20 protein-coding genes and 2 tRNA genes are annotated in these 26266 nt (G+C 42.9%); 12 read left to right on the top strand and 10 right to left on the bottom strand.

Going from position 1 to position 26266, the window contains the following annotated elements; translation table 11 throughout:
* Positions 1-42: 42 nt before the first annotated feature.
* From N475_RS05405 to N475_RS05395, 3 genes are all read left to right on the top strand, one after another.
* Positions 43-118: transfer RNA gene (locus N475_RS05405), tRNA-Phe, on the top strand.
* An 11-nt stretch (positions 119-129) separates the two neighbouring features.
* A tRNA-Thr gene (locus tag N475_RS05400) sits at positions 130-205 on the top strand.
* A gap of 196 nt (positions 206-401) precedes the next feature.
* A complete protein-coding gene (locus N475_RS05395) occupies positions 402-665 on the top strand; it encodes a DUF1289 domain-containing protein (protein ID WP_063355313.1) in 264 nt (87 codons plus the stop codon).
* Here the strand turns inward: N475_RS05395 and N475_RS05390 are convergent.
* The gene (locus tag N475_RS05390; RefSeq protein ID WP_081215812.1) at positions 649-1329 is read right to left on the bottom strand and encodes a type 2 periplasmic-binding domain-containing protein; all 681 of its coding nucleotides are present in this window, start codon (positions 1327-1329) and stop codon (positions 649-651) included. The two genes, N475_RS05395 and N475_RS05390, sit on opposite strands and share 17 nt — an antisense overlap.
* 163 nt (positions 1330-1492) lie before the next feature.
* Here N475_RS05390 and N475_RS05385 point away from each other — a divergent pair, with 163 nt between their 5' ends.
* Genes N475_RS05385 through N475_RS05375 form a run of 3 tightly spaced genes read left to right on the top strand, consistent with a single transcriptional unit; the run spans position 1493 to position 6578 of the window.
* Complete coding sequence (locus tag N475_RS05385; protein WP_063355314.1) at positions 1493-1696, top strand: DUF3283 family protein; 204 nt, start codon at positions 1493-1495, stop codon at positions 1694-1696.
* Positions 1697-1698: 2 nt separating this feature from the next.
* A complete protein-coding gene (locus tag N475_RS05380; protein WP_063355315.1) occupies positions 1699-2124 on the top strand; it encodes a GNAT family N-acetyltransferase in 426 nt (141 codons plus the stop codon).
* Positions 2124-6578: an EAL domain-containing protein gene (locus tag N475_RS05375; RefSeq protein WP_193343299.1), complete on the top strand. Its 4455-nt coding sequence runs from the start codon at positions 2124-2126 to the stop codon at positions 6576-6578. Before N475_RS05380 ends, N475_RS05375 begins: the two co-directional genes overlap by 1 nt.
* On the opposite strand, the gene N475_RS05370 is transcribed toward N475_RS05375, so the two are convergent.
* From N475_RS05370 to N475_RS05345, 6 genes are all read right to left on the bottom strand, one after another.
* Positions 6575-7522, bottom strand: coding sequence for an ion transporter (locus tag N475_RS05370; protein ID WP_063364803.1), 948 nt, complete (start codon positions 7520-7522; stop codon positions 6575-6577). The two genes, N475_RS05375 and N475_RS05370, sit on opposite strands and share 4 nt — an antisense overlap.
* A 19-nt stretch (positions 7523-7541) precedes the next feature.
* Positions 7542-10229, bottom strand: a complete 2688-nt coding sequence (locus N475_RS05365; protein WP_063364802.1) for a bifunctional acetate--CoA ligase family protein/GNAT family N-acetyltransferase — start codon at positions 10227-10229, stop codon at positions 7542-7544.
* 173 nt (positions 10230-10402) lie between these two features.
* Positions 10403-12244 carry a methyl-accepting chemotaxis protein gene (locus tag N475_RS05360; RefSeq protein WP_063364801.1) on the bottom strand — a complete coding sequence of 614 codons (1842 nt, stop codon included), beginning with the start codon at positions 12242-12244 and terminating at the stop codon, positions 10403-10405.
* Between the two features lie 87 nt (positions 12245-12331).
* Positions 12332-12901, bottom strand: a complete 570-nt coding sequence (locus N475_RS05355; RefSeq protein WP_155732541.1) for a hypothetical protein — start codon at positions 12899-12901, stop codon at positions 12332-12334.
* Positions 12902-13090: 189 nt separating this feature from the next.
* Entirely contained in the window at positions 13091-13603 is a 513-nt protein-coding gene (locus N475_RS05350; protein ID WP_063364799.1) for an NUDIX hydrolase, read from the bottom strand.
* 73 nt (positions 13604-13676) lie between these two features.
* Entirely contained in the window at positions 13677-14729 is a 1053-nt protein-coding gene (locus tag N475_RS05345) for an aldo/keto reductase (RefSeq protein ID WP_063355321.1), read from the bottom strand.
* A 279-nt stretch (positions 14730-15008) separates the two neighbouring features.
* Here N475_RS05345 and dinB point away from each other — a divergent pair, with 279 nt between their 5' ends.
* The 4 genes from dinB (at position 15009) to N475_RS05325 (ending at position 19969) form a co-directional block, all read left to right on the top strand.
* Positions 15009-16064, top strand: a complete 1056-nt coding sequence (gene dinB, locus N475_RS05340; RefSeq protein ID WP_063364808.1) for a DNA polymerase IV — start codon at positions 15009-15011, stop codon at positions 16062-16064.
* A 122-nt stretch (positions 16065-16186) separates the two neighbouring features.
* Positions 16187-17884, top strand: a complete 1698-nt coding sequence (locus N475_RS05335; RefSeq protein ID WP_063364798.1) for a carbon starvation CstA family protein — start codon at positions 16187-16189, stop codon at positions 17882-17884.
* 64 nt (positions 17885-17948) lie between these two features.
* Positions 17949-19481 carry a M17 family metallopeptidase gene (locus N475_RS05330; RefSeq protein WP_063364797.1) on the top strand — a complete coding sequence of 511 codons (1533 nt, stop codon included), beginning with the start codon at positions 17949-17951 and terminating at the stop codon, positions 19479-19481.
* A gap of 92 nt (positions 19482-19573) precedes the next feature.
* Positions 19574-19969 carry an HIT domain-containing protein gene (locus tag N475_RS05325; protein WP_063364796.1) on the top strand — a complete coding sequence of 132 codons (396 nt, stop codon included), beginning with the start codon at positions 19574-19576 and terminating at the stop codon, positions 19967-19969.
* Between the two features lie 13 nt (positions 19970-19982).
* Here the strand turns inward: N475_RS05325 and N475_RS05320 are convergent, their stop codons facing one another.
* Complete coding sequence (locus tag N475_RS05320) at positions 19983-21665, bottom strand: dipeptidyl-peptidase 3 family protein (protein WP_063364795.1); 1683 nt, start codon at positions 21663-21665, stop codon at positions 19983-19985.
* Positions 21666-21882: 217 nt separating this feature from the next.
* Between N475_RS05320 and N475_RS05315 the strand changes: the two genes are divergently transcribed.
* Positions 21883-22722, top strand: coding sequence for an HDOD domain-containing protein (locus N475_RS05315; protein ID WP_063355326.1), 840 nt, complete (start codon positions 21883-21885; stop codon positions 22720-22722).
* 37 nt (positions 22723-22759) lie between these two features.
* Here the strand turns inward: N475_RS05315 and rdgC are convergent, their stop codons facing one another.
* Both rdgC and N475_RS05305 read right to left on the bottom strand, forming a co-directional pair.
* Complete coding sequence (gene rdgC, locus N475_RS05310; protein WP_063355327.1) at positions 22760-23668, bottom strand: recombination-associated protein RdgC; 909 nt, start codon at positions 23666-23668, stop codon at positions 22760-22762.
* A 152-nt stretch (positions 23669-23820) separates the two neighbouring features.
* On the bottom strand, positions 23821-25581 hold the full coding sequence (locus N475_RS05305; RefSeq protein WP_063364794.1) for a sensor histidine kinase: 1761 nt from the start codon (positions 25579-25581) through the stop codon (positions 23821-23823).
* A 209-nt stretch (positions 25582-25790) separates the two neighbouring features.
* Here N475_RS05305 and N475_RS05300 point away from each other — a divergent pair, with 209 nt between their 5' ends.
* Positions 25791-26156 (top strand): response regulator, encoded by a 366-nt coding sequence (locus tag N475_RS05300; RefSeq protein ID WP_063355329.1) that lies wholly within the window; start codon positions 25791-25793, stop codon positions 26154-26156.
* Positions 26157-26266 lie beyond the last annotated feature (110 nt).

Below are 26266 nucleotides of genomic sequence, written 5' to 3'. Positions count from 1 at the left end.
AGTCGGCACCACTTATTCTTTTGATGTAACAAATCAATGTATGCCCAGATAGCTCAGTCGGTAGAGCAGAGGATTGAAAATCCTCGTGTCGGTGGTTCGATTCCGCCTCTGGGCACCACTTCTTGGTGCGCCGACTTAGCTCAGTTGGTAGAGCAACTGACTTGTAATCAGTAGGTCATCCGTTCGACTCGGATAGTCGGCACCATTTTCCTTCTTGTTGTGACTCTCCTGTCAATATTTTTCATTTATCCCTATCACGTATCGTTCATGATGCATTATTATCAATGGCGTTACTCAATTAAGTTATTTTCAACTAAAATTTGAATAGCATACTGAGTCGTGTAGTATCGACAGTATGCGGTTTAGACTGATGATTGTTGGATTTCTTGTTGACCTTAAGTATGGAACAAATCGAAATTTTTCCGATCCCGAGTCCATGCAAAGGGATCTGTGAAGTAAATAATCGAGGCTACTGCAAAGGCTGTTTTCGCAGTAGGGAAGAGCGTTTTTGTTGGAATAACATGACCGAGCAGCAAAAACGGGTGGTCGTTGAGCTGTGCCAACGCAGGAAAAAACGTGTGCTAGCCAAAAAGAATGCAGATGCTCAAACACATGACCAGTCTCAGCCTGGACATCAAGAAGACCTCTTTAAATCCGATACTTAGCTTTTAGAACCGCCGTAACGCCTTTTTGCTCCAACTTTTCAAGTGTTTGCTTCAGTTGAGGAATGAGTATTTTGTGCTTTTTATGTAAATAGTGGAAGCTTTCTATCGTGACTAAATCTTCAATTTTTACAGCTTCCATATCCATATAAGGAAGGTGTTCTCTCAGATGAAAGTCCACAATAAGCGCGCCTTGCACTTTTTTCTGCATTAAAAGATTTAGCTGTGCAGCGGTGCTTTTGACTTCAATTAATTCACCTCGATATTGATGGTCCATCATGTACTGATATGCTACGAGGTATCCACTTTGCACTACCAGTGAGTCCAATTCACTGAAGGTACACACTAGGCAGTGACTGATGAGTTGAAGGTTGAACGAGTAGAGTGGGTAATCGACATAAATTAAATTGGCATAACTGTCGGTGACGCCTGCAATACGCCCTAACTGTCCATCTAACTCGCCTTCGTTTGCGGCAATCAGAGCGCTGTTTCTGTCAAAGTCGATGATCTCAAGTTTGTACCCAATGTCTTTGTATGCGAGGCTAAGCAATTCAATAACATAACGAGCTTGTGCAGTATCAGCGGGTCGATTGAAGTAAAGTGCTTTGGTATTGGCATCGGCGAAGGTGGTAAGAAACAGCAAGCATAGTAAAGTTAGATTCCGCACATATTCTCCTTATCGTACATGTGATCTCATTCTTCTGGTATTCGACACATTCACACTGATATGCAAGCGCATCTTTCATCATGAACTTTGTCATTCTGTACTGCCTCTGTCCAGTGCATATATGATACACTGTTTTCAAGAATTTCAATAATTGTACAGTCTGATGTCCTACAATCTGTGTAATCTATCTCGAGCTGAGAAGTATCAAGTCCAATTGGAGTATGAGGCGTCCTTTTGGGCATATCAAATCAAGCGTGGAAAAAATACGCGAGAAGCTATTTATGACACGATAAATAGTAGACCTCTGTCTGAGCGTGACACGTTAAAAGCAAAATTTGAAAAATACCTTGGCCTAATGCTAGTTTAATTATGACGCTGTGTTGTTATTGTCTCCCTGCTATCCAAACCCCTTTGGTCAATAAGTTCTTCCAAGCGCATAGAGTTCGTGGCCGGGCGACAAAGCAAGATCAAGTATGGGTCATTAAGCAGTCTGTTCTTATCGCTGCATGCAGAGTTCAGAGTGTAGATAACCACGCATTTTTGTCGACAGTATTTGTAGATTCGGCTTTTCGTGGGCAGGGGATCGCGAAAATGCTCTTACAACAGGTCGTTGAGCATGCTGAGCAAAAAATTTACACCTTTGCTTACCACGATGTTGCACAGCTGTACGTAAAGTTAAACTTTGAATATATTGATTCGCAGTTATTACCAAATGCGTTGTTAAAAAAGTTTGAAATTTATACAAAGCAAGGGCGAAATATCACACCCATGTGTTACTCAGGGAAAATGCACTGATGATACGGTTAGTCATTTTATTTATTTGTGTCTTTAGTGCGTTTTGCTCCGCGCAAATTGCGCGTATCTCGCCAGCAGAAGGTTTGTCTCAAAGTTATGTAAATACACTGCTTTTTGATAAAAAAGGGTATTTATGGTTATCTACTGAAGGTGGCTTGAATCGTTACGATGGCTATCAAGTTTTGGAGGTAATGGGGCCAAATCGTGATTTGGATAAAATGCAAATTGATCGAATCTATCAAGATTCAAGTGGCATTATATGGATAGCGTCGGGTAGGGCCGGCTTCTTTAGTTATAACCCTGAACAAGATACCTACCGACAATATATTAAAGCCCCCTCTTCAGAGCAGGACTATATCCACAATAGTGTTTTTCAAATGCTTGAGAAAAACACAGATGAACTGTGGCTGGGTCGATCGCAAAATGTTTCTATTCTCAACAAACAAACCGGCGAAATTAAAGAAGCGATCCCAATACCCGGAATGACCGAACGGAGTTTGGTGAGAGCCTTGTTGCAATATGACGATATTTTATATATTGCGACAACGGAGCAATTGTTCGCTTATCATATTCCGAGCAAACAGCTAAAGCCACTACAGCACATTAGCGCACCTGAGCACCCCTTTGAACACAATACTAAATCTTTACTGCTGTTAGACGAACGTACGCTGTTAGTCGGAGCGGTGCTTGGTTTGTATGTACTAGATATTGGAGATCTGCAGAAAGACTTCAATGCCACCCCTAGCTATAAGACGTTGCTTGAAGATTTCAATATCTGGCATATGCTGAAGCAAGAAGAGTATCTACTTTTAGGCACCGATAAAGGGCTGATGCGATTCGACCCTGACTCCATGGTGGTCACACCTGATTTGCGATTATCCCACAGCCGCTTCTCAATTTCAGATAGCAGTGTGATCCACTTGAAGGAGGATCAAAATGGTGGTATCTGGGTTGCAACAAGAACCGATGGTGCTTTTTACTTGCCGCCAGAGAATCATATTTTTGACAATGTTCAAGCTGAATCTGTAGTTGGAGAATTGTCTCACGGCACGATTTGGGGGTTAGTAGAATTTCAAGGCTATATTTGGGCCGCAACGAGAGATGGCTTAACGCGTTACGACCCTAAAACTCGAGAAGCAAAACCATTACTCCAAGGGTATATGGGCGAGAGTTTTTTACCTGAGTATTCGATTATTTCACTGTATCCGTATAAAGATAAATTGTGGTTGATCAGCAACCGAGGTTTGTTCGTTTTCGAACCGGAAACAGAACAAATCTACCGTCCTAGTGCCCAAGACAAAAGCGCAACCGAAGTGTTAGCTGGGTTTGTAAAAGGCGCAGCATTAGTTGAACCAGGTCTCCTATACTTTGTTGATGGAAACTCAGGGTTTTACTTGTTTGATATTGAAAGAGGCCGTCTTGAGACGCTAAGCAGTCAGTTCAATCAATTTGATCCATTCTTGAGCTATGGTTTTTTTCCGCCATTATCTAGCCACCCCACTCAACCTGTGTTCTACAGTGAGGGTAGACTGTTCAGGTATGATCACAGCACAGATACGCTGACAGAGATTTATCAAGTTCCCAAAGCTCACAAGCAGTCAGCGGTTGACTTGCTGAGCTATACGATTGATAAGAACAACGTGCTTTGGCTTTCATTTGCAACTCATGGATTGGTTAGATTGACCGCCGATGGCTATAAGGAATTGCCACTTCCCACAGACTCTTTGTCGGTTACAAATTTCTTATTATATGAGATGCAACAAGATGCCGCAGGCATGATATGGATGTCTTCTCATCAGGGGATTTGGCGACTAGATCCAGATAACTTTCATTTGCAAGGCTTCACAATTAATGACGGTCTGATGAGCAATGAGTTTAACAGTGGCTCTTCTGTAAAGCTGCAAGATGGCAAAATTGCATACGGTTCGTTGCAAGGGATCACTATATTCGATCCCGAAATTAACCGCCCCAGCAAACCGCTACTCACACGAGTAAACATAACGAATGTTGACTTAATGTCTCGTGATTTAAAGCCTGCTGGATTGAAGTCTTTTTCTTCCATAGAGTTAGATCACGACGACATAGGCTTGGAAGTCTCTTTTTCTGCAATGGCATTTACGGCGCAAGAGCGTATTGTTTATGAATACCAGTTGTCAGGAGAACAACGTATTTTGAGCCGTAATAGTAATCGGGTTGTTTTCCCAAAATTAAACCCAGGTAATCACCGTTTAAAAGTCTGGGCCAAAGATCCATTAACGGGGGATTATACCCAGCCTGCAGAGCTTAATATTCGAGTGAAATACCCATTCTGGCGCTCTCCTATAGCGTTAGCATGTTATTTGATTTTAGCCAGCGCACTTTTTGCGTTGTGGGTACACCGCAAAAACCGAGTCGCGCAATTGTTAATGGCAGCGCACAAAGAAACTAGAAACAGTGAAACACGCTTGAAAATGGCGTTGGAAGGCAGTAACTCTGGTGTATGGGATTGGCAGTCAGGGTCAAATTTAGTTTATCAACCAAGGCTCGTTAATGAGTTAGGGTATAAAACGGATTATATCAATCTTGATGATTACCTTGAGCTGATACACCCGCAAGACCGTGCCCTTTTTCGTATTGAATGGTTAGAATTTGTGTCAACAGCGAAAGGCTATATTGACTGTACTTATCGATTGCGTAATAGAGTAGGGCAATGGCGATGGTATAAAGACTATGGAAAAGTGATGGCATGGCGAGAAGCTGTACCTATGAGAGTTGCTGGAACTTATACGAACTTAACACGTGAGCGCGTGTTTGAAGAGCGGGCTTCTTTATTTGGTGAAGCCTTTGAGCAAACGCGTGATTGGGTCATGATATTTGACAAGCGTTTTCGTATCTTAGCTTGTAATAAAGCACTGCAAGAAGCTTTCTCGGTACCAGCTAACCCCACTTCAAGCACCAGTGTGAGTTTAGGCCTAGAACGTCATGTTCGCATGTATTATTTGCGTGCTATGAGTGAATTAAATGAAGGCGAATACCATAGTGCGGAAGAGGCTTTAAGGTTGCCTAGTGGTGAAGTGCGTCATGTGTTAGTTAAAGTCACTGCGACAATGGGCCAGAACTACATCATTGTTTTGACAGATATCAGCAAACAAAAGCGTACTGAAAAAGAATTGTACCAACTTGCTAACTATGACTCGTTAACCAAATTACCAAATAAAGTACTGTTCATGGACCGCGTGCAGCATGCTTTAGAACAGGCCAGAGAAGCAGATCAGTCAATGGCTATCTTAGCGATTAAGTTTGGTAGACTTCAGCGATTGGCTGACATGTTCGGCAATGAGTTTGTTGCCAATGTGATTCAGCGAGTGGCGCAAACTTTACAGTGTTGCTTTAGAGAAGTTGATAGCTTAGCAATTGGCCATGAGCGAGATTTCTTTATTCTGATGGAGCACCTAAGTGACGTAGATGCGGTTACACGTTACATTCATTGTTTAATGGAACGCTTCCAAGATGGCATAAGTGTGCATGACCAACGTGTTCATTTGCAGGTTTATGTGGGCATTGCACTATACCCCGATGATGCCAGTGATGCGTTTGAATTGAACCAAGCTGCAGAGATAGCCCTAAGCCATGCTAAAAAGTCTTTAACCAGTGGATATCAATTCTATCATCACGATATTAACCAGCAGGCAAAGCGCACATTGGAAATAGAGCGTCGCCTAAATACTGCCTACAACGATGAGTTATTCTGCAACTATTATCAGCCCATATTGAATGGTACCAAAGGGACAATAGAGGGGTTTGAAGTTCTATTGCGCTGGCCAGAAGATCCAACATTTAGCGCTCAAGAGTTTGCTAATGCCGCAGAAAAAACAGGTTTGATCACCAAGCTGTTATTGCAGACATTAGAGCGGGCATTAATAGAGTTGAAAGTTTGGCATTTATCGTGGCCGGATCTGTATTTATCTATCAACCTATCTGCTTTGGATTTTGAATATGACGATCTGATATCAAGGGTAAGGCAAGCCCTTGAGAAATCGAATGTGCCCGGTCGCTGTTTGGTCTTTGAGATTACGGAATCTGTGATGATGGCGGATGCTGAGAATGCAGTTGACCGTATGAATGCCTTAAGAGCACTGGGATGTCGTCTCTACATGGACGATTTTGGCACGGGGTATTCGTCTTTGACTTATCTGAAACAGTTCCCTGTCGACGCGCTGAAAATAGATCGCAGTTTTATTGCCGATATTGGTGTTGATAAAGATCACGAAACTATCATTCATTCAACACTTTCATTAGCCCACAGCTTAGGTAAGTTTTGTATAGCTGAAGGCGTTGAAAGTACCGAGCAATTGAAGTTTTTGAGGATGTTAGGCTGTGAACGGTTCCAAGGGTATCTATTCAGCCCACCGTTACCAGGTGATTTAATTTCTCACCAAATGGACAACGCTTGGCATGAAATGTTTCGTGACTAGAGCTTTTTACCGCAGTGCCGACAGTACATGTTCTGCGCCCGCTGTGAGGTCATCAGCTTAATTGCTTGGTTTGCTTCACTGGCACTGAGTCCTAACTGGATCCTCAGTGCTTCTAGGTGGTCGGTTTCGTGCTCATCTAACTCACCGTCTACCAACGCATGTAAAATAGCCTCATTAAAAGCATCGCGTCGTTTACGCAGCTGGTCAGCAAAGCTAGAAGCCAATAACCCAGTTGGAATAGCGACCATTCCCATGCTTAGTAAAGTGATCACGCCGCCAAAGAACCGACCAAGAGGTGTTATTGGCACGACATCTCCATACCCCACCGTCGTGAGCGTGGCCATTGCCCACCACATTGCGGCCGGAATAGAACCAAATTTTTCTGGTTGTACATCGTGTTCGATGAGATAAATGCCACAAGAAGCGACAATGAGCACCAAAGACATGATAAAAAATGCGGCCATCAGCGAACTTGCTTCTTCTTTGAAGGCTGCAAGCAATAACTGCATTGCACGTGAATATCGTGTCAGTTTAAAAATTCGCATTAGCCTGACCACGCGTAAAAAGCGTAGGTCAAAGGTGAAGAATACCATCAGTAATGTAGGCAAAATTGCGATAAGATCAATTACCGCAAGCGGTGAACGTATATACCTTAGGCGAATAGCAAAGTGTGTCTTACTCTTATCGTGATAGTTTACTTTATCTACACAGCACCAAAGTCTGAGCAAGTACTCAATGCAAAATATGCCTACTGAAATCACTTCAATGAAAAAGAACACTCGGTAATACTGTTGTGCAAGCGCTGGTACAGATTCAAGTACAATTGCAATTACATTAAAAATAATCAGTGCGATTAAGAAAACATCTAAGCCATGGGCAATTTTTCTATACTTTCCGCTACCTTCTAATATCGCAGCCGTTTTTTGTCTTAGCGTTAAACTCATTCTCTGGCATTCACATTAGTTACTTTGTTTCGGTGTAGTCATTTAGGGGTAAGGTCATGATTGTGGCCCCTTCTTCAAAATCGCGTCGAACTTTGAAACCTAGATGTTTTGCAAGGTTTATCATCCCCAAGTTTTCCGGTAGAGTGATCCCTTCAATGGTGCCCACACCTTTGTTTTTACAGTAGTCTATGGCAGCATTCATAAGAAGTTTACCAAGCCCCAAACCTTGACTATCGGAACGGACTATCACCGAAAACTCGGCACTAATATTATCAGGATCCATTAAAACTCTAGAGACTCCTAAGGTGCGATAAGCACTTTTATAGCGCTCGCTGACGATAAATGCCATTTCTCGGTCATAGTCAATTTGGGTCATTTTGGCTAGCTGCTCATGCGTAAATTGGGGTAGCTGGCCAAAGAATCTACGGTATCTATCTTCTTTACTTAAAGACTGGTCAAATTCTTGATGGCTACGCTCATCTTCTGGCTTAATGGGCCTTAACATTGCAGAGTGGCCATTTTTTAAGGTGATCTGCCGCTCCAGCTCTTTAGGGTAGGGCTTGATTGCCAGTCGTTTTCTGCCTGCCATAGGCTGATACGATGAAAGCGTTATCTGTGCGTCTAACACTAAAAATTGCCCTGAGCTGGCCAGTATTGGGTTCAATTCCAAATTACTTATGTCTGGTTGCTCAACGATCATTTGAGAGACTCTGGTAAGTAATGCACAGAGGCGGTACTTATCGACCTTGTCAGGTAAAGTGCGCTCCTTTAACACCCCTTTATCATGAGCTGCTGCAATTAAATATTTTGCTAAGTTCATATTCAGTGGTGGAAGAGCTACAGCGGCTTGAGAGAAGTTTAAGCCAGTTCCAGCCTCGCCTAATAAAATGACGGGTCCTACATCCGGTTCTGTCTTGATGGCGATACGCAGTTCTTGAGTACCAGCTCTAGATGCCATTCTTTGTAATGAAAAACCTTCGATCTCAGCATCTGGATATGTTTTTTTGATCCGTAGCAACATAGCAAAGGCTGTTTGCTCTACTTCGTTGCCGTCGTTCAAATTAAGTACAACACCACCTATTTCAGATTTAGATGGAATAGCGGGGCTAATGAGCTTGAGTGCGACTGGGTATCCGAGTTGATCTGCTTGCTCTCTTGCATCGCTCGGCGTAAGTGCCACTTCGGTTTCAATACATTCGATACCATAACATGACAGGATCTGAGATGATAAATGGGTTGACAGGTATCGGTGCCCAGATTCTAAATATTCTGCAATATGTTGCTTGGCCATAGTGCTATTAATCAAGTTGTCTTGAATAATTGATTCTGGGGTTTGTGTTAGGTGTTTTTGGTTTCTTCTGTACGTTATTAAATGCATAAAGGCACTAACCGCGCCTTCTGGGGTACGGTAAGTTGGAATATGGCTTAATACACAGATGTCTCTCGCTGATCTCGCTGCATCTTCACCCATAAAGTTGGTCATCACAAACGGCCTTGCCATTTTTGGAATTTTTTCAAGCGTTTGGGCTATGATTTTTGCATATGCACTGCTTGGTGCGAGTGCAGAAGGTGTATGAATAATCAGTAAGTTTTTTACTTCATCTGCTTTGAGTAATATTTCGAGCGCCTGTTGGTAGCGCTCAGGAGATGAATCGCCAAAGATATCAACTGGGTTATCAGTTTGAGAAGATTGCGGCACAATTTTATTGAGGGCTGAGATGGTTTGCTCGCTAAGGGTTGCAAGTTTGCCTGAACGCATCAGCAGCGTGTCAACCGCCATTATACCTGGTCCGCCACCATTAGTTAAAATAGTCAGGTGCTCAACTTTGAGCAGTTTAGGGTGAAGTGCCAGTGTTTGTGTTGCTGCAAAAAGTTCGCGCAAATCATTCACTCGCAACATCCCTGCACGTTGAAACATGGCGTCGTAAACCGCATCGTCGGACGTTTTACCACCGGTATGATTGTAGGCCGCTTGGGCACCCGCCAAGGTTCGACCGGTCTTAATAGCAATAACAGGTTTATTAAAAGCAGCAGCTCTGGCCGCGGATATAAATCGTCTTACATCTTTTATGTTGTCAATATAGAGCAATATTGCTGATGTTTTTGCATCTCTTGCGAGGTAATCGAGTAGCTCATCGAAGTCAATATCAACGCAATCGCCCACAGAGACGAAGTGTGAAAAGCCAATGTGTTTGTTTTGAGCCCAATCTAGGATGGTTGAGCACACCGCTGCAGACTGTGAGACAAAAGCAAGTTTGCCAGGCATTGCCACAGTATGTGAAAAACTAGCATTTAGGCCGATATGAGGAAGCATAAGTCCAAGGCTATTTGAGCCGAGTATCGCCACGCCTGCTTGACGAGCTACCTGTCGAAGTTTTGATTTATGCTCGTTATTTAAGCCGGCAGCAACGATAATGGCATGCTTACACCCGAGCTCACCTAGCTCTTCGATGAGTTGGCAAATAGTATCTTTATTGGTGCAAAGAATGGCTAAGTCAGGCGTGTATGGCAAGCTTTTGATGTTTGGATAGGCTAATACACCTTGTACTGCCGTATATTTTGGTGTTACGGGCATAATAGGCCCTTTAAACCCTCCTTGCAGTAAATTTCGCATCACGACATTGCCCGCGCGTGCGGGGTTGCTGGAGGCGCCTACCACCGCAACGGAATTAGGATTAAAAAATTGCCCTATGCGTTTTACACTCATGCCTACTCCTTTGATTTCTAAGCGACCAAGGTATTCGCTGGGCTATGACTTTAACATGTCTGGGGGATATTTCGAGCAGATAAGTCAATAACTTTGATCTGACAAACTATAGCGAGCGGTTCATCAACAATGTCGATGCGGCGCAAGCAACAGCGACTTGCGCCTTGATTAAACTAAACTTTAAAACGTGAGACGTCCTCTTGCATTTTATGTGCGTCGTACTCCAGAGCTTCACAGTTTTTGCAATTTTCACATGAGTCTACGTAGAGTTGCTCAGCAGAAACTGAGATATTCGCGGCAGCATCTTCTACACCCTGTACTGTTGCCATTTGCTCTTCAGTTGCTCCGGCAATTTGAATGACCATATCGCGAATTTTATCCATGGCAAGTTTATTTTCATCCATACTTTGCTGTGCTTCAGTAATACCCTCGTACATTTTTTCACTGAGGTTTAAACTAGTCTGCATCGCTTGCTCTGATTCGGTTACTAAGTTTTGCAAGCTATGGATCATACGCTCAATCTCAACAGTGGAGCTTTGAGTCCGTTTTGCGAGGGTTCTAACTTCATCGGCTACCACCGCAAAGCCTCTACCACTTTCTCCCGCACGAGCTGCTTCGATAGCGGCATTTAATGCCAGTAGGTTGGTTTGTTCGGTAATGCCGCGTATCACAGATGTGACGCTTTCAATTTCGCCGCTGGCGGAGGAAAGCTGCTGCATAAGTTGACTGTTCTGATTTATATGGCCTGTTAGCTCAGACATATTACTGTGAGCTCGGTGCATAATCTCAGAACCTCTTGCCATATTTTCATCGGCTTCGTTGACATTATTTTGTACTGCTACACTATTTTCTGCAATAAGAGAGACGGCTTGTACAAGTTCACTCACGGCGGTTTTTACTGCGTGTGTATTGTTTTTCTGTTCCTCAATCGCTTGTTGCGAGCGCTTTGTAACTTCAACAGATTGATGTGCACCGGTTTCCACATTTACACCAGTATGTTTAATCTCTCGAACGATATTGGCGGTTGTATCAATAAATTGGTTTACCGAGCCTGTAAATTCGGTTACTTCATCTTGTCCTCGCAGTTCGATATGATGGGTCAAATCACCCTCGCCGTGGCTGATTGTGGCCATATTCTCGTTGGCTGCTTTTAAGCGATTGACTATTCTATAGCCCTTCCAAAGCAGTAACCCGGCGATGATGGCCGTCAGCAGAGTCGCAAGGGCCATACCTTGACTTTTTGCTGTATTCAGCTCGGTGTGAATATTTTGGTCAATTTGACCAGATAGTTGTGTCATAGCGCCTTCGACTTTGTGGATACTGCTTCTCAATTCGCCTCTCAATCCTGACTCGGCATCAAGGCCTCTCTCCATGAGCGCTTCCGTGAGTGCGCGGGCGGTGTTTTCAAATTTCGTAAGGTCGTTTTGTCCTTCACTAAATTGGTCGTTGAAATAGACTTTCATCACAGCCAACTGCTGTGTAACCTCTTGTTTTGTCGACATGTTTAGGTTGGTTTGAAAATCATTTTCCAGTAAGACCAGCCTCAAAGCCTTGCTCATTGCGGTTATGTCACCGATATTGGTCAGTGATTCATGCAGTGCTAGTTCTGCTTGGTTAAACTCAGCTCGCAAGCCTTGTGTGGGGCTCAGGCCAATTTTTTGGTCAAGTGCGACTAAACTTCTTAGCTTCAGTTCGTAATTAGCTAGATCTTTTTCTGCTGCGTTTAGCGCTTGTTTTAGGGGGACGGGTAACTGGCTACTTAGTATTTTCATATTTGCTCGCATTTGCTGAATACGAGCGTCAAATTTTTCCACGTATTTCTCTTTTTTACGTAGCAAAAAGTCCTTTTCATGACGTCTTAACATGAGTAAGTCATTACTAATCTCTTTGCTTTTGGCAAGCCGTTGACCCAATGATGCAATATGTGTGGTTTCATACCAAAGCACACCCACCATACAAAACATAGCAAGCATCACTAACGAGGAAAGTAATATAAAAGTTTGGCGAATGGTCATTATCTACTCCTTTAACCTTGTTGCTCCTAACAACAAAACTTAGAACAGAATTTATAAAATACCAATTCGAAGTCAGATTTATTGAGGTTATTTGTCTAACCACTTGTTCATAACTGCTTCATATGAACTTTTTATTACATTATTACATTTATACCCAAGAGAAACCCATTCATTTGAAAACCCTTCTGGTACAGGAGAGCTTGGGTCGCCATGCATAACTTTAAAGCACCTGTCTCCTTTTCGGTACTCAGTGTAGATTTGATTGTGTGTTTCGATTTTTGGAATGTTGAATGAGTCAGCGGCATGGGAATTTGGTACCGTAATGCGACTACTGCTGTGTACATGAGGCGATTTTTTGTGCATGCGCACAGTAGCATTAGCTTCAGCCTGCTGTGCTTTGAATCTCTCTAACCCAGAAAGTGGGTCGAGCTTTTTAAAATCAGATTGGCTAGGTTGCTTATTGGTCACCACTGTGGAAGGTGCGTTATTTAGGGAGGGGGCTGCTGGCTCTAATAATTGCACTGGTGCATCTAACGTGGATGAATTTTTTGGCTCAGGCTCAGGCTCAGCTTTTGTTTTGTCATTGTGTACAGTTTGCTGCGCAGTCTGTGGCGGTGTCAGGGCTTTTCTGTCTTCGATCACCAAATATGTTTTCATTGCGGGTGCCGTTGCAGTTTGAGGTGCAATTATTATTTGTTTAGACAGGGCAAATAACACAATCAAATGGACAGCGAGAGAAAAAAGAATTGTTTTTGCGGTTCTATGCACTGGGTTCCATTCCCTTTTTATTATTCTCAACCATTTCAGGACAATGTGGAATAGTGCATAGGACCAAGAGTATGTTTGTTAGTTCAATTTAAACTCTTTCGCAACTGTCTCCAAGATAATCGTTTCCCGTTGTAATGATTGGCCTTTCTTATCACTGTTTTTTAAAGCATATTTGTTGTGTGCAATAGCCTCTTTGATAGGCAGCCAAACAGGACGCATACCATTGGCCTGCTCATAAGATTCCATTTGAGGTGCCGTAAAGTCGCCACAAATCTCCACTAAAAAGCAATGTGAGATAATTTTTACAGTATCAAAATCAGGTTTATACCAATGCTGGTATTCTTCATAGATACCGTATGGTTGAATGCTCGTTACAGATTTGGCACCCGTTTCTTCAAGTAACTCTCTTGCTAAAGCGGATTCAATGTTTTCGTTTTCATCAATACCGCCACCTGGAAGGGTATAATCATCGTAGCGAGCGGTATAAAGAAGCAGTATTTCATTGCCTCGTATGACAATTGCACGTGCGGCCTGCCTTACAAAGCACGAACCTGGTAACGGCTCTGCGGGCATCAAATTGAGTTGTTTCATGGATGTTGATTGTATCGGATGAATGCAGGGTGATGATACTACCACACCTGCATTGTGTTGTTTGTTGAATTGATTAAAAAGGCACGGGGTAAGTTTTGAGAATCGTGTCTATTTCGGCAAGTGCTTCTGGCGGCAGGGGCTTGTCGAAGGCGGTGATATTTTCTTTTAACTGAACCATGTTTGTTGCACCAATAATTGTGGATGCAACTCCATCCACTTGATCGCACCACGCTAGGGCTAGCTGCGCTGTGGTCATATGGTGTTCATGAGCAATTTCTTGATACGCTGCGGTAGCTTGTTGAGAGTACTGTGTGTCTCTAAACAGGCCATGCCTCTGCATTAAGGTCCAGCGGCTGCCTTCAGGCCTTGCACCGCCCAAGTATTTACCTGTTAGTAACCCACCTGCCAGTGGTGACCATGGCAAATAAGCAATGTCTTCATTAACACAGTTTTCTAGTAGGTAAGGCCAATCTTTCTCATGAAGTAAATTGAACTCATTTTGAATAGATACGGGTCTTTCTACGCCTTGTTGATTACACAGGTTTAGATATGCATTTAAGCCCCATGGCGTCTCATTCGAGAGGCCCCAATGTTTGATCTTGCCCGCCTTTATACAGGTTTGGATTCCCTCTAAGATGTCTGCCATTTCTTCCAGTTGCTGATCTTTACTGACAGCGTGCAAATCAAGCATACCATGCCAGTGTTTACCAAAGTGTGGAGAGGTCCTGTTTGGCCAGTGCAACTGGTATACATCAATATAGTCGGTGTTCAAGCGAGTAAGAGAGTGCTCAACAGCTTCAATGATCGCCTGCTTATTTATGGGCTTGCCACCTCGGATCCAATCAAGGCCTGCACCAGCTATTTTTGTGGCTAAAATCACTTCTTGGCGTTTTTCCGAGTGACGTTTTATCCAGTCGCCAATAATTTCTTCGGTTTTACCATAAGTTTCAGGCGACGGAGGCACAGCATACATTTCAGCGGTGTCGATAAAGTTTATACCTTGACTCAGTGCGTAGTTTATTTGTTCGTCAGCGTCGTGCTGATTATTTTGTAACCCCCAAGTCATACTCCCCAAACAGACACGCGAAATTTCTATAGACGTGTGGCCTAATTGGCTGTACTTCATACATACTCCTTGCAAAGGTGGACTGATTTATTCTCGTCATGCAGCGAACGCAATGACGCTACATATAAAAAAGCTCTAACAGCAGTGTAGAGCATTTCAACCTGATCTGCAGAGCTTTGTATTGAAGAAGGAGTAAGTTGGGGAAAAATTAGCTGAATCGCAATGATATGCGAACCAGTAAAGGGGTTGCGAACTGCGGTAATTCGAGGTACTAGACAAATGTATCTTTAGCTGTCACTATACTGTATATATAAACAGTTGTGGGGCGTGGGCACATTTGTGAAAAAGTTTATTCATATTGATATGGATTGTTTTTACGCTGCAGTGGAAATGCGCGACAACCCCTCCTTGGCCAACGTTCCTATGGCGATTGGTGGTCGAAGCCATCGCGGCGTCCTGTCTACCGCAAATTATATTGCGCGCGAGTATGGCGTGCGTTCAGCAATGTCAAATTACAAAGCGAAACAGCTGTGCCCTCAACTTGTTATCGTACCTGGGAGAATGCAAGTTTATAAAGAAACCTCACAACAAATTCGCGCTATTTTTGCCAAATACACCGATTTAATAGAGCCTTTGTCACTAGATGAGGCGTATTTAGATGTGACTGAATGTAGGATTTGCCAAGGGAGTGCTACATTAATTGCTCAGCAGATCCGTGCTGAAATATACCACAAGACCGGCCTCACTGCGTCAGCTGGCATCGCGCCGATTAAGTTTCTCGCTAAGATTGCCAGCGATGAAAATAAGCCTAATGGCCAATGTGTTATCACACCTGCTCAAGTGGATGAGTTTATTGACTCGTTACCTTTGAAAAAAATACCTGGAGTAGGAAAAGTAACGCACGAAAAGTTACTAGCATGTGGTTTGATTCATGGCAAAGACGTTAAAGCGCTCTCGCTAAATGAAATGGCAAATCGATTTGGTAAATTTGGACGAGTGTTGTGGCGTCGCTGCCAAGGCATAGATGAACGTGGTGTAGAGACCGAACGCGTGCGCAAGTCAGTAGGTGTTGAGACTACTTTTGAAAAAGACATTAAAGATCTCGAACAGTTAAAGGCGATACTGTGTGAAAAGCTAATCCCAGAGTTAACTAAACGTAGTGCGGCGTATCGAGCTGAGCGAGAGTTTACTAAATTGGGTGTAAAGGTTAAGTTTTATGATTTCACCCAAACCACCAAAGAATGCCAATTCAATGATATTGACCCAGATATTTTATGTACTTTATTGGAGCAAGCTGTGGCACGTCATGGCAGCAAACCAGTGAGGCTGGTTGGTGTACAAATTGGCCTTGGTGAAGCGCCAAGCAACCAAGTACAAATGGGGTTATTTAATTAAGTACAGTTACGTCGCAGTATCGACTATCTAGCGTAGTAGGTTAGTGCGACTAAAATATAACTGATTTTATGCATATCCGTGTTAAAGTGATGTTAATACAAAAATAACACAGAGGACATTCCATGCAATCTATCATGATAGTGTTGTTTGGTATCTTGGGTATGCTGTTTGGCTGGTTTGTATACTCCAAGTTTATTGCCACAAAAATCTTCAAAATGGATGATGACTTTGTCACTCCTGCCCATGAACTCAATGACGGTGTTGATTATGTACCCACAAACAAAGTGGTACTTTGGGGGCATCATTTTACTTCTGTTGCGGGGGCCGCGCCTATAGTTGGTCCTGCCATTGCCGTTTATTGGGGGTGGGTCCCAGCTGTACTTTGGGTCGTTATTGGCACCATATTTTTCGCTGGAGTCCATGATATGGGCGCTTTGTGGGCTAGTGCACGCCATAAAGGTAAGTCGATGGGGGCGCTTTCTGAAAGCGTTATAGGAAAACGCACTCGTTCTTTATTTATGATTGTTGTGTTTCTTGTATTGCTTATGGTTAATGCGGTATTTGGGGTGGTAATCGCTAATTCATTTGTGGCAAACCCGAATGCGGTATTTCCAGCTTGGGCTGCTATTGTTGTTGCGCTGGTTATTGGTCAACTGCTTAAAAGAAAAGTGCCCTTAGTGCCTTTATGTTTAGTCGGTGTCGTGATTTTGTATGCAACAATTTATGCAGGCAGTGGGATGCCAATTGCGTTACCTAGTGAGTTGTTTGGCTTAACAGACAAGGCGAGTTGGATTCTGATTTTATTTGTATATGCTGCTGTCGCCTCACTGTTACCTGTTTGGATGCTGTTGCAGCCAAGAGATTTTATCAATGGCATGCAGTTATTGGTTGGTTTAGTGCTACTTTATGGAGCTGTTTTTGTGGTTATGCCAGACATAACGGCGCCTGCTTTTAATACCCAAACTGCGATTGACACGCCAAGTATCATTCCATTGTTGTTTGTAACAATTGCTTGTGGTGCGGTATCGGGCTTTCATGGGATTGTGTCGTCGGGCACGAGCTCTAAACAATTGAACAAAGAAACTGATGGTCGATTTGTAGGTTATCTGGGCGCCGTTGGTGAGGGGTCTTTGGCACTTATCACCTTGGTAGCCGTGAGTGGTGTTATGCTTGCCGTATCACCAGAGGAGTGGCATGAAATATATAGCCATCTAGGTGCTGGCTCGGTAGGTGCCTTCATTCAAGGTGGGTCTAATTTAATAAGCACAGGGTGGGGATTACCCGCTGAAATTGCATCGACATTATTAGCTGTCATGGTTGTGCTTTTCGCAGGGACTACGATGGACTCAGGCGTGCGTTTGCAGCGCTATATTATTCAAGAGTGGGGTGATATCTACAAGCTACCAATATTGAAAAATGGCATAATAGCTACATTTGTCGCAGTGGGTTGTTGTTTGCTTTTAGCATTTGGTGCTGGTGGTGCATCTGGCAGCGGCGGTATGATTATTTGGCCACTGTTTGGTTCAACCAATCAGGTTTTGGCCAGCTTAACCTTGCTGGTTATCTCTGTATATCTGATCAAATTAGGTAGGCCTGCCAAGTTTACACTGCTCCCTATGATTTTTGTGATCCTGATGGCTTTCTTTGCCGGATTAATTAAGCTGGGAGAGTATTACGAGAAAGGTAATTGGCTGTTGGTTGGCTTAGATATTATTGTTCTTGTTGTGAGTGTACTGGTTATGTTGGAAGCTTGGAGTGTGGTGAGTAAACTGAAAAATACACCGCAAAGTGCTCCGGACAGTAAAGAATCGAGCATCTAGCTTGGTTCTTTTTGATAAATAACCGATAATCGGCCCTTTCATGATAAGAAAAAGGGCCTTTTTTATGTCTTTTCCTCTCGCACTGCCTGCATCCAGCTGGCAGCAAAATGACGCGGATGCCGTAATTGTAATTACTTCAGATGTGACCCAGTTAGGTGATCAGCAGCTTAATGATGCAGCAGCACCTTATTTAGCCGTTGATGCTAGGCTTAGTAGCCAAGCAAGTGTGCTACTAGCAGAGGGCATACCTGGAAAACGTCTAATTGTGGCACCTACCGGTCCAGTCAATCGAGATTTTGATGACGTACGCCGCTTTTTTGAAGCTGGCCAAGCTGGTATTGCTCAAGCTAAAGCTGCGGGCGCGACAAAGCCAGTCTTAATGATGGCAGGTGTCCCACAGCTCGAGCGCTATAAAAATGCATTGCAAGTTGCCTTTTTGGGTGCCTGCCAGACATTGTGGCAACCTCTTGAAGCACGTGAATATCGTGGTGAACATATTGAGCCAGTTGAGCAAATATTTTTAGTTGGTGCTGATGAAGCGCTAAGTGCACAATTAAACGCGATTGCAGCAGGCCAATATGCTGCCCGTGACCTTTGTGGCACAGAGCCTGAGCGTATGGCTCCACCTCTTTTTGCCGATTACTGTGTAAAGTTATTTGAAAATACACCGGTAAGTGTAGAAGTTATCTCGGATAGAGCGACAATCGATAAAGACTACCCAATGCTAGGCACGGTAGCGCGTGCCTCTTACGCGGTAGAACGCCACCATCCGCGCGTTGTGAAAATGGAATATGTGCCCGAGGGTGATGTTGAACGTACTCTAATGTTTGTGGGCAAAGGTCTTGTCTATGACACTGGTGGCGCGGACCTTAAAGTGGGTGGTTTTATGGCCGGTATGAGCCGTGACAAAGGTGGCGCTGCATCGGTTGCTGGTTTTATGAAAGCGGTAGCAGAATATCAGCCTAAGGGTGTAAAAGTGGTTGCTTATTTGGCAGTGGTTAGAAACTCAATTGGTTCTGATTGCTTTGTGCCGGATGAAATCATCGACACACGTGAAGGTGTTCGTGTACGTATTGGTAACACTGACGCTGAAGGTCGCCTTGCAATGGGTGATTTACTAAGTGAAATTAAGGACTTAGCCAAGTCTGAAATTAATCCAGAGCTATTTACCGTGGCAACTCTAACAGGCCATGCTGCTCGTGCAATGGGGCCTTATAGTGCCTATGTAGAAAATGGTCCAGCCCGTGCAAATGCGGTATCAAGACTCATTGCAGATCAAGGTGATTTGTGGGCTGACTGTGCTGAAGTTTCACGCAGTCGCCGTGAGGACTATGACTTTATTAAGCCGCGTACTTTAGCGGATGACGTTATATCGAGCAATAATGCACCTTCCGCGGTAACTGCACGTGGCCACCAGTTCCCTATGGCATTTTTGGCAATTGTAGGTGGATTGGATAAACATGGTTGTGACTCTGAGCAGCCTTTACCTTATGTGCACATGGATATTGCAGGAAGTGGTGTTGAGGGTGGAGATTGGCAACATGGTAAGCCAACGGCTGCAACTGTGAGTAGCTTATTTGCACGTTACTGTTTATAAATAGTATCGAGAGGTTTTAATTCTATTGCCTCGATAATTAACTCAAAAAGCAGATATCTATGGTATCTGCTTTTGTATATGGAGTATGAAGAATGGCTTTTGAACTTGCCCCAGAGTTGCAGCGAGATTGTATTGAGCTAGCGACATGGCCACTTTGTAAAGTGTTATTGATGAATGATTGCCAATATCCTTGGTTTATTTTAGTGCCACAAGTGGAAGGGTTGAGAGAAATCATCGACTTAGATGCACAGCAGCAACTTCTGTTTTGGCAGGAGTCAAAGCAACTCAGTGAGTTATTGATGTCGGTTTTTGAGCCTGACAAGTTAAATGTTGCAGCGCTTGGGAATATGGTGCCGCAGTTGCATGTGCATCATATAGCGCGTTATGTAAATGATGCTGCTTGGCCAAAACCAGTTTGGGGAGTGAATCCCGCTCAGCCCTATACCGAGGCGCAATTGGTGGAGTTGAAAAAGGCGCTAGCTTTGTAGCGCCGCTTGGTGTTTAAAGCCCAAGTACAGACTTACCCTGATTAAAGGTGACATCTACTGGGATGTTCGCCTTAGCAAGCTTCGCTAAATCGGCTTGCAGTTCAGCTTTTATATCACCATGAGTTGCAATTAGAGCGTCTACTTTCTGATAGTCTCCATCACCTTGTAGAGTTAAGATAAGATTAGAAAGTTTTGCCATTGCAGCGCCCATTTTTTCCATGTCGACCTGATACAACCCTTGTGCATTTTTAGAAAAAGCGCCTTCTTGTTTGAAGAAATTGAAACGGATCATGTTGGCTTTACCGTGCGCACTTGAAGCGCCAAATCTTACCGAGCGGAAGATGCCAGCCATGAAAGTGACATAGTAGTCTTCCAGAGTACCCTCGGTAATTTCGCCCTTTTTCAGCAACTGTTCAACCATATATAAACCAAGAATATCGGCTTTGCCCTCTTCAATAGCACTGGCATGTTCTTGTAGTGATTGACGCACTGTGCCTTTACCTGTGATGGTGTTTTTAATACCGAGGCCATGGGCAACTTCGTGGAACATGGTGTTGGCAAAAAATGCATCGAAGGTAATATGTTTACGCTGTTCAGGTACAATCAACTGGTCGGCAATTGGGACTAAAATTTTATCAAACTTTGCGCGCATTGCGTTTTTCAATTGTAATCTTCGCGTGCCTTTTTCAAGCTGAACTTGTTCATCATTCGGCAGATTAATTGCAATTGTTTTACTGCCAGCATTAGAGTGACCAGCGTAGTAAACAACATCATACGCATTGAGGTCGGCATCCGAGCCAGGCACTTCTTGTTTGTACTTTTGTGCTACCGGCAAACCAGTTTGTAGTTCAGGTAAGAATGCAGCAAACTTTGCTAGACGTTCACTCCAAGCGAGGTCTTTTACCAGTACATAAGATTCAAAAGCGCTGCGATAACCAAATAATTGGTCCTCGTAAGTTTCAATTGGGCCGATAACTACATCGATAGGGTTATTTTTCATATCCATCCAAGCAAAATCGGATGGTTGGTAGCTGTTATTCAGAAGGGCGTCTGCTCTCAAATTCAAATAATTAGCAAAATCTTTGTCCACTGCAAGGTTACTTGCCTGTCTCAGTAGTTTGGCAGCTTCTTCAAGTTCAGATCTAAACTCCGTTGCATAGGCTGTGCTAACAAGGTTGCCCTGTTGGTCTCGCTTGACCATTGAATATAGACCTTGTTTATCTTTAAAGTCTGCGTTATTGAGTTCTTCTTTGGTCATGTCATGCGGGTAAAACTGTGCGCCAGGTGACTTTTCAGAAAAGCCTGACAGAAAAACTTTGTCGCCATCTAATCTATCCCAAGGGCCATAGTTGATGTCTGCAAAACGACGTACATTTGGATCTTGGATTCGTGATAAGAATGTTGCTTTGTCTTCGCCAAACGCTTGCTTCCAAAATAGGTTATCCATAATTTTAGAAGCGTCAATTAGCACGCCAATCATTTTCTTTTGATTGTCATTAAGGTGACTCAAATCACTTGTTAATGTGACTTCGGTATAAATATCCAAGCGCTGTTTATCGATATTCTGCATAGCATAGTTGGTTGCATCGGCTTTAGCTTGTTGGTTATTTGGTGTGTCTGTAGACTGCTGCGAGCAAGCACTGACAAGTAAGCCTGAGGCGACTAAAATCGCGCTGGATAGTTTAGAAAGTTTCATCATTTACCCTTGAGTTTTTAGTTATTATGATTGTGAGGCTCTATGATGCTGAAAAAAGGTGTTTTGAGCAAATTGTTAAGGCAAAGTATTATTTTTTATTTTATTGCGAGAATAATTTTTATACTTTTCTTAACTTTATCGAGAAGTTAGACGATACTTAATTTAGCTAAAAATTATAAGGCCATAGCTAAGTGGCGCATTTAAAGGACTTGACCATATGTCTACAGAAAACGCATTACTTACCATTCTTGTCGATAAAATTAATAACGATACACTTGTCTTACCGACGTTACCTGAAGTTGCCGTGCGAGTCCGTCAAGCAGCGGATGACCCTGAAGTTAACTTACTTCAGATGGCAGATGTGATATCTCATGATCCCGCGCTCGCTGCGCGCATGATAAAAGTTGCCAACAGTGGCTTTATGGGACGCTCTATTAAAGTAAATACGCTCAATCAAGCTGTGACTAGAATCGGCTTGCGGCAGATTAAAAACATTGCGACAGCAATGGCGATGGAGCAATTATTTGTTTCCAATAACAAGCTTATTAAAACTTACATGGATAAAGCATGGCAAAAAACGCTGAAAGTAGCGTGCCAAGCTATTTCTACCATGGAGTTTTATTTACGGATTAACAAACACACATCATTAAACAAAGACACCATCACGTTGGCGTCTTTGGTGTTTAATATTGGTGTGTTGCCGATTTTAACTGAAGCTGAAAAGCACCCAGAGGTGTTTGCAAACCCAAGTTTCTTGGCTCATGCGATCCAAAAGCTTGCAGGTAGAATTGGTGGTGCAATTATGCGCGAGTGGGGCTTCACCGATGAGTTCGTTGAAGTTGCGGAAAGTTGGGCTAACCCTAACTACAAACCTGAACATGTATGTTACGTCGATTTTATTCGTGCGGGCGCCATCGTTGAAGGAATTTTACAAGTATCTGACAAAGCCGCGGCGCTTGGAGTTTACGAAGAAAAAGGCGTCTTACGCTCAATAGATATGTTTACTGATGATGCCTACCTGGAATTACTGACTGATGTGAAATCGATGTTTGCTTAAATTTCATAATATAAAAAAAGGGCCTCAGGCCCTTTTTTTATATGTCGTCTTTGTCACCAAGCTCTTTAGTTAAGTCCTCTAACAGTTCTTTCACTTCTTCTGAAACGAGGATAAAATCTGCATCTAACTTGATTGCCAAGTCTTCTTTTGGAATATCAGCATTTTGCTCTTTTAAAGCATCATTGTAGCTAACACGCTTGATAGAACCGTCATTTTGCAGCAAAAACTGTACGCGTTCACGCCAATCTAACGCCAGCTTTGTTACTCGCTTGCCGTTTTCAAGGTGCAGTTTAATTTCGTCACTGGCTAAGTCATGTTGTTTCAGTTTAACTTGTGCACCTTCATCAGCTGCATCTTGTAACTCTGCATCATTACCGATCGCAAAGCCTTCTGGCGCCTCAAATTTAGTGAGCCAGTCTGTAAGGAAAACATCCAGGTCATAGTTTGCAAAGGCTGGAACGATTGGTAGGGTTCCTAGCGATTTACGCAGTAGCGCCATCATTTCTTCAGCCTTGTTGAAACTCGCGCTATTTACAATGACCCAACCGCTTTCTTGGTCGATGAAAGCAAACTGCAGGCTAGATTTTTTAAACGCCTGCGGGAGTAAAGTTGCGAGAATGTTCTCTTTTAACTCGTCTTTTTCTTTCTTTTTGACTGGACGGTTTTCTTCGCGCTCAATTTGCTCCACTTTTTCAGCGACCATATCGTTCACAACTGCTGCTGGCAGCACTTTTTCTTCGCGTTTTGCGCACAACAAAATGCTATTTTGAGAAAAATGTGACAACGATTGACCATGTTTTCCTAATGCGTTAACCCAGCCAAAGGTACTCATATCTTGGCTGCCACAAGAGCGAAAAACATCTTGCTCTAGTGCATTTTCAAAGTCTTCTTGTGTGTATGAAACATCTTGTTTAAAACGGTAACAGATTAGGTTGCTGAACCACATATCATTTAAAATCCGAGTGTGAAAAAACGAATTGCATCATAGCAAAACTATATTGTAGCGAGCAAAGGCTAATATGGTTTATTTGGTATTTTGGCTTGGTTATCAAGTGTGAGAAAGCAGTGGGCTACGCATTTTTAAGCCCACTGTATAAATCAGCTAAACATGGCTTGTTGAGCCTGCATCTCTTTAGGGAATCGTATGTAGTAAGTTAGCCCTTTGCCCTCTTCTGAGCTTACTTCAATGTCACCATTAAGCGTTTGCTTTACAAGGTTAAAAGTAATGTGTGTGCCTAGCCCACTACCACCTTGATCGCGTTTGGTTGTAAAGAAGGGGTCAAATAGCTTCTCCAACTGGGCCGGTGAAACGCCTTTACCATTGTCCTTATACACGATACGTACATCATCATTGTCATCGGTAATTTGAATATCTATCACGCCTTTATTGATGCCTTCGAAGCCATGTATAAGCGAGTTCATAATCAAATTGGTGAAGATTTGGCTAATGGCACCAGCAGGTAAATTAAGAGTCAAATCGGCAGGACAATCAATATTAACCTCGTGGGCTGTTTTTTTCAGTTTAGGCTGCAAGGAGCGCAGTACTTCGCGAAGATATTGGTTGAAGTTTATCGTTCTGACCGCTTCACTGGCTTGATCCACAGCGATCTGTTTGAAACTGGCCACAAGTTCGGAGGCACGAGCTAAGTTATTGGTTAAAAGACTGGTGCTTTGTTTTGCTTCGTGCATAAACTCTTCCAGTGCTTTAGGCGAAAGCGTTTTTTCTTTGTAGGCGGCTTCGAGCTGGTCTAAACGTTCCTGCAAGAATGAGGTTGCCGTAACGCCTATGCCTACCGGTGTATTGATATCATGCGTAATACCCGCGACCAATCCGCCAAGCGCAGCCATTTTTTCTGAGCCAACTAATCTTTCTTGGGCCATATTGAGTTCTTCGACGTATTTTTCTAACTCATTTTGTTTGGTTAGCAATTCTTCTTCCGTTTGGCGCCTTAAATCTATTTCTTCAGTGAGCGTGAGTTTTTGTTTCTCAAGTTCATATTTCTGTTGTTGAAGATCCATCATCGCTTGGCTGAGATTGGAGGTTTTGCGTGCAACCTCTTGCTCAAGCTGGATATTGTGTTGATCGAGTTTCTCATTACTGATAATGAGCTCTTTTTGTGTCTGATCAAGCTGCTTTCGATATTCTGCCACTTTGTCTATCAGTTTGTTAAAAGCCTCTTCCATGACTTTTAACTCATTGCGTTCGGTGGTGTCTATTTCAATCTTGTGGCCATCGACATTGTCCACCTCAAAATCTTCAATCTGTTCAGTTAAGTCGGTAAGAGGCTCAGTCAACAGTTTTCTAAACGCGAGCAAAAATAGGATAATAAGGAAAGTGGTTTTGACCATCGCATTACCGATTAAAAAGTAAATTGAGATCATAATGCGGCTAAATACCACTTCTCGACTTGAGAATAAAGTCACGTCTCCCACTTGGGTTGCACGACCAGAAAACTCGAATATCAATGGGAAAGTGTAACCAAACAAGCCAGATGGCGTGTCTTCGATTAGCGCTTCCTCTTGAACAAGCTGTTGACTGTACAATTCGTGGATATTGAGTGAGCGACCTAATTGAGAAATAATTTCGCCACTGTCGTCTCTGACAATGATCCCCTCTATCATCGGGATCGCGAGTAAGCCCTCGGCAGTGGTTACAGTTTGTTTGGTATTAAGCTCCCAAATGGCACGTGTCAAACTGCGACTGAATGTCTTTTGCAGCATGGTTAGCTCATTTCGAATATAGTCTTTGGTATTGACGTATTCAGCGACAACTTGTCCACAAGTCACCACAAAGGTTAGTAGGAAGTAAACTGACAGAACATTTGTGAGCAGTTTTTTCGACAGACTTTTCTGTAGCATGGAGTATTCTTAGCTCCTGACAACCAAGTTAATGCGCGCTTATTAAACTTAAAGTTAGCCAATAAACGGCTAAAAATAAATGTTTATCTTGCTATCTTTACAACATACAAGCAGATATAAAAAACTTACTGGATGTTGATTATTGTGTTATAAGATTAAAACAACAATAACGTTTATTTGTTACTAGAACAATAAAGATTTACCTTCTTATGAGCTATTCTGTGTTAGTGTGCGACGATTCAACTGTTGCCCGTAAGCAAGTGGTGCGCTGTCTAACATCAAACCTTGATGTAGAAGTGTGCCAAGCTAAAAATGGTCGTGAGGCACTAGAAATATTGCAAAAATCGCAAATCGATTTGCTTTGTTTAGACCTAACAATGCCTGAATTAGATGGTGTAGGTGTGCTAGAAGCTATAAAGGCACATAAAATAGAGACTTATGTTGTGGTAATCTCTGCTGATATCCAAGCTCAAATGAAAACCAAAGTGGCGCAGCTTGGTGCTATCAAATTTTTAGAAAAGCCAGTCAAAGCAGATCAACTACTCGCTTTGCTAAGCGAATATGGTATCCGTTAGATAGCTTTTTCCTTTCCTAGTACGTATCTTGAACTTTTTGCATATTTAATTTACTCCAAGCTGCTTGACAGATTGACTAAGGATCAGGCAGTCTAGTTTAGGTAAGCAAT

Origin of the sequence: Pseudoalteromonas luteoviolacea DSM 6061, from assembly GCF_001625655.1 — a bacterium.
GTDB lineage: Bacteria > Pseudomonadota > Gammaproteobacteria > Enterobacterales > Alteromonadaceae > Pseudoalteromonas > Pseudoalteromonas luteoviolacea.
The sequence above is the reverse complement of the archived record's forward strand: the minus strand, read 5'-3'. Positions and strand labels throughout refer to the sequence as shown.